Below are 5,245 nucleotides of genomic sequence, written 5' to 3' on the forward strand. Positions count from 1 at the left end.
GCACATCGGCATTTACAGTTTTCCATCCATAACACCCGGATTGTTCAAAAGATCATAAACATTACCGTTGTGCACCAATTCCCATGCTCGCCAGTGAAAAACCATCTTCCTAATTTGGAGATAACGCGGATCGTCAGGTGCGATTTTAGTCAAAAAATCAAAATTAAGTGCGGGATCGTCACATAACAATTGAGAATCTAAAAATGAAGACTTCGTAGAAAAGTCTTTGTATAAACCTAAAGAGCTAAAAATGGTTGGATGGTTTTGTATTAACTTAAAAAGTTCTGCATTGATCACTGTTGAAAAATAAGAAGAATTCCTTCTAAGTGATATTAATTTACCACCAGAGATAAAAGGGACATTACAAGCTTCTGGATATATTTTTTTAAGAAATTCTAAGTATAAATTATGATTTTTTTGTTTATCGTACGGAATTGACATGCTTGAACTTATAAATTCTTTTGACATTCCGGGCAAAAATGGTCGTGTAAAATTAGAATATACTTGCAGAGGATTGATTGAAGTTCTATGTCTTCCTTTATTTTTTAGATAAAATTCACCAATCGAATTTTTATTATTATCATATTTACCGACTTCATCATCTAAGGCTTTTTGATAAAGTGAATACATTTCATCATAAATAGGCGCTTTAAAAATTTTTCTTAAAATAGCAAAAGAAGATTCGGGTGCCTTAGCAGCAACAAAAGATTTCAAATCAATCCCGTTGTGGTATGGCACGACCAATGAATATCCGGGGATAAACCCCTCCCAGCAGGCGCTGTGCTTATTACTTATAAAACTCAAAATAATTTTAGAAATGAATAAAAAAAGACTAGGCGTGTTTGCATCACTGCAGTTTAAAAAATCTAAATAATCTTTACTGGAGTAAAAATTGTTCGAGGGCGTTATTTTTTCACATTTGATACCAATATTTTTCACAATAGATGATGCCAACTTCCCATCTAAATCATCATATTCATCATCGTGTGCCAAAATTTGAGCATTAGGCTTTATTCCCATCGCTAATAAAGAAAACAGGATTAGACGAGAATCAAATCCGCCACTCATCAATAATGTGCTTTCGCCCGGAAAACTAGTATATTCAATCAAAGTTTCTTTAAATGAATCATGAATATTATCGATACTATATCTGTCAGTTGTTTGAGGAAAATCCCAATAAGTATTAACTGACTTACTATTGTTTTGAGTGTCATAAACAAAAATAGTTGCTGCTGGAAACCTTTTAATGCCTGCCAAGAGGGTACGGTCACCAATAAGATGTCCCCAAGTAAAGAAAGCCCCCCACCCTGCCAAATCTCTCTTTAACAGACCAAAAGCTTTAGTTTCACTGGCAATGCAGATATTATCATCAACATTTTTTACATAGAGTGGCTGCAATCCAAGAAAATCACTAACAATGACCAACTTTCTGTTGATTCGATCAAAGTAAACAGCATTAAAAGCACCATCAAACTCGGGCAGGAACCTGACCGCGGCGTGATAATCAGTTATTTTAAGAATATCTGGCCCATTGATTGGCTCGCCTGCCATAATAAGTAGATTTTCTTTTTGATCGCAAGAAATACCACCCAGCCAACCGACAAATCCGCCTTCAATCTTATATGTAAAAGAAGACATTCCGTTAAAGTTCTGACGCGATAACATTTGTTCAACATCAGAAAGGTTAGAACTTATGGCGATTTTTTTTACACTATTAATTGCATGTCTGGACAACATCTAATCACGCTCTAGATGAATTGCAGATTTTTTTAAATTCAAAATCCACTCAGAATATACGGCCAACGTGTAGATTCTTCTTAAATAATCCAAACCAGATCTATTCACAGTTCCATTTTGATATAAAATATTATATAGATCTTTTTCCATTTCTAGGCCAAGGACTTTTTGAATAGATTCCGACATATGCAAAAGACCTTTCAATAAGAATTCTCTTTGACTGTTATTAAATCCACCGTGAGACAATGTCCAAATATAATCAGAGTTGGCATACATGCTACTTTTATTAAATATTTTTGCTTTTTTTATTTTACAATATTGCAATAACATCTTTTTTAAATTTGGAAGAATTGGATAGTACTCTTCAGAATGAGGGATTTCAGCCAACAATGGAAAATATTTTTTCAATAACTCTCTAAATATAAATCTATTTTTCAAGGCAACAAGTGGCAATGTTTGCCATATCTCGATGATTTTTTTATCATATAAAGGGGCTATGACTTTGTATTTAGATCCCAATATCCGTAAAGTTGAACCAATGTTATCACGTTGTGTATTGAGTAGTTCCCATTTAGTAATAGCTTGATATGGTTTTTGACTAAAATCGAGTGATTCAAAAATATTTTGTATTATTTCATCCTTTTCAATCTTAAGACCTAAACAAGTAGACTTCGTCTTCATCAAACTGCTTGAAAAGTGGTCATAAATGGTATGTGCAACACCGTCTTTAGTCTGCAAGTCTGCGTTATTCATTACCCCAATATGGTGACCTGAAAGAGGACCTCCTAAATAGCCATGTAAAAGTGGAGTCCCACAGGTCTCTGGGGCAGATAAGAGATTAAATATTTGAGCTACCTGAAGATCAGCATGTCCCTCCAATACATCCAAAAAAATTGGCACCTTATCGAATATCAAATTTTCTGGATATTTTATTATTTGATGTTCCAAGCCCAACGTTCGTGCTATTTCACAAGCAGAAGAAGTCTCACTGTGTAATTTATTTCCATACGTATACCCTTTAATTTTCAAATTTTCTGATGCACAAAAACCCGCAAGCAATCTTGAATCAAAACCACCAGACAGTCCAATAGTCAGGTGTTGTGTTTCTAAATTGCAACGATTAACGATGCTTGTCTTGACAGCCTCACCAATCAATTCAACAAAATAGTCACAAGTTTGAGAAGAATTAGATTGAGGAATTGTTAGTGGTTTAATTTGTATTTTTTTTAATCCACTCTTAACTTCCCACTTATATAACTTAGAAGGTAAACTTCGCTCAATGTTCTTATGAAGTGTGTTGCTTCCTTGGAAAAAACCAAAATTTAAATATTCGATTATCCCTTCAGGATTAGATTGGTCAAAAGCTTCTGGAACAATTTGCAAAAGATCTTTCAGGCAACTTGCTAAAAATGTTAAATCTTTAGATTTTGTTATATAAAAGTATTTATGTGATAGACAATCAGATTGTATTTCTAAACTATTAGAATCCCATTTTATTAAATTATAGAATTGTATATTATTCTCACTGAAAATATGTAAATCATTCCAATTTAAAACTTCAATGTTTTCTATATCAATATGAGATTCTTTTGTGCCTTTAAAAGTATCAATCAACCAACCAGATTTTTCTTCTACCTCATCTTGTCTGCTCGATTTAGAATCAAATGCTAGAAAATAGTTATTCAATAAAGATTTTTTAAAACCTAAAGTTTTTATTTTATTTGTAAGCCTATCGTCAGTAATTTTATGTAAATCATTTTTTGTTTTTGGGAATATGGCAACAAATCTATCAGTAATTTCTAACATTTTATGTCCTCCACAACTAAGGGATATCAGATTCTACCAAAGGTAAAAAAACCCTTAATCCAAGCAGTATGTGCTTTGGTCTTCAAATGATGATAAATGTAAAAAAAAGCAGCTTTAAATTCCTTTTTAACAACTCTGTAGTAAACATTCATTAAAAATAATTTCATCTGAGTGCGACAAAATTGAAAATATTGAGTTTTTAAAACACGGGGATTGTTTAAAATATCACAATAGTTATTAATATTTTGCATAATTCCAGTCTTACTATTACCAGACGCAACTAGCGGTTTATCAACACTTTTTACATAGAGTGGCTGCAATCCAAGAAAATCACTAACAATGACCAACTTGCGGTTAATTCGATCAAAGAAAACAGCATTAAAAGCACCATCAAACTCGGGCAATAGCCTTACTGCGTCGTGATAATCATTTATTTTGAGAATATCTGGCCCGTTAATCGGCTCGCCTGCCATAATAAGTAGATTCTCTTTTTGATCGCAAGAACCACCACCCAGCCAACCGACAAATCCGCCTTCAATCTTATATGTAAAAGAAGGCATTCCGTTAAAATTCTGACGCGATAACATCTGTTCAACATCAGAAAGGTCGGAATTTATAGCGATTTTTTTTACTCTATTAATTAGAGTGCTCATTTTTGTAACTTTGTGTCTAAAACGGAATTGATAAAGTTTTCAAAAATAATTTTCTCAGGGTCGACCCTACCCTCAATATAATTAAGAACAGGCTCACTATTGTTACCAATCGACTTAATCCAATGACCAGGGCATTGACTAACGGCCCAAGCGGCAAAACACATATTGATCTCACAAACAATATTTTCATTGCCATATTTCAGTATATCAACAGCAGCCACTGGAATTTTTAACTTTGCAGCAGCGTCATAAGCTAAATGAATTGCCGATAAATCTATACCCTCGTTATTAAAATCTATCCTGCCTGACCCACTGGCACGAAAATCCCCTTCGCGATTAAAGCGGCGAAAGGCAAAAGCGTGATTACCAATAATAGTAACCCTGGTATCAAGGTGGTTATTCGGTAAATATTCTTGTAAATATAAATACCCGTATTGGAGATCAGATTCAGCATTTGGTGCATTTGGATATTTACCACTTAGCAAATTGAATGCTTGACGACTACGCCTTAAAAAATTTCGAAAAGGGGTCGCGGGCTTATATGCCAAACTCAGGGTGCCTGAATTGAACAACATTTTTATGTAGTGAACAGCGCTGTGATAGTCATCAAGAAGTATCACATTAGAAGATTGATAACCGTTGGCCAGTTTGAGTACCATTGGGTAAGTTGCCGATTTGCAGAAATTTAATGCCAATTCTTCAGTCCAAAAAACTTCTGTTTTTGCAATCGGTAGCCTTGCAAAAGCAAGCTCATAATATTGAGCAACTTTATCTTCAAAACCGCGCAACATATTAGAATTAAAAAAACAGGGTTTCTGTGCTATTTGTTCAACCGCTGGTATTAATCGTGACGCTATGGCCCTATCCGCAGCAGTTGGCGATGGGCGCCACATAAAGGCATCACATGAAGCAATTGTTTCGACAACCTGGGAAGATCTAACATCAACTAGGACTGGGACATGCCCCATTCCTTCAGCTTGTCGCTGCCAACAATCAGAAAAGGACTGCACTTCTCCATTGCGATGGACAGTTTTATCCGGTTGAATTGC

4 protein-coding genes are annotated in these 5,245 nt (G+C 34.6%); all 4 read right to left on the reverse strand.

Annotation, left to right across the window (positions count from 1 at the left end; translation table 11 throughout):
• Positions 1-12: 12 nt before the first annotated feature.
• On the reverse strand, positions 13-1,737 hold the full coding sequence (locus tag PF572_03660; protein ID MDA3840163.1) for a hypothetical protein: 1,725 nt from the start codon (positions 1,735-1,737) through the stop codon (positions 13-15).
• A complete protein-coding gene (locus PF572_03665) occupies positions 1,738-3,543 on the reverse strand; it encodes an asparagine synthase-related protein (GenBank protein MDA3840164.1) in 1,806 nt (601 codons plus the stop codon).
• Positions 3,544-3,569: 26 nt separating this feature from the next.
• Positions 3,570-4,196 (reverse strand): hypothetical protein, encoded by a 627-nt coding sequence (locus PF572_03670; GenBank protein MDA3840165.1) that lies wholly within the window; start codon positions 4,194-4,196, stop codon positions 3,570-3,572.
• Positions 4,193-5,245, reverse strand: a 1,053-nt coding sequence (locus PF572_03675) for a hypothetical protein (protein MDA3840166.1), incomplete at its 5' end; no start/stop codon positions are given. The genes PF572_03670 and PF572_03675, both read right to left, overlap by 4 nt.

The sequence above is a fragment of the Patescibacteria group bacterium genome, from assembly GCA_027858235.1.
Classification (GTDB): domain Bacteria; phylum Patescibacteriota; class Patescibacteriia; order Patescibacteriales; family BM507; genus BM507.

Excerpts from the sequence above, each read along its gene's own strand:
- PF572_03660 (MDA3840163.1), bottom strand. The coding sequence starts at position 1,737 with ATGTTGTCCAGACATGCAATTAATAGTGTAAAAAAAATCGCCATAAGT.
- PF572_03665 (MDA3840164.1), bottom strand. The coding sequence starts at position 3,543 with ATGTTAGAAATTACTGATAGATTTGTTGCCATATTCCCAAAAACAAAA.
- PF572_03670 (MDA3840165.1), bottom strand. The coding sequence starts at position 4,196 with ATGAGCACTCTAATTAATAGAGTAAAAAAAATCGCTATAAATTCCGAC.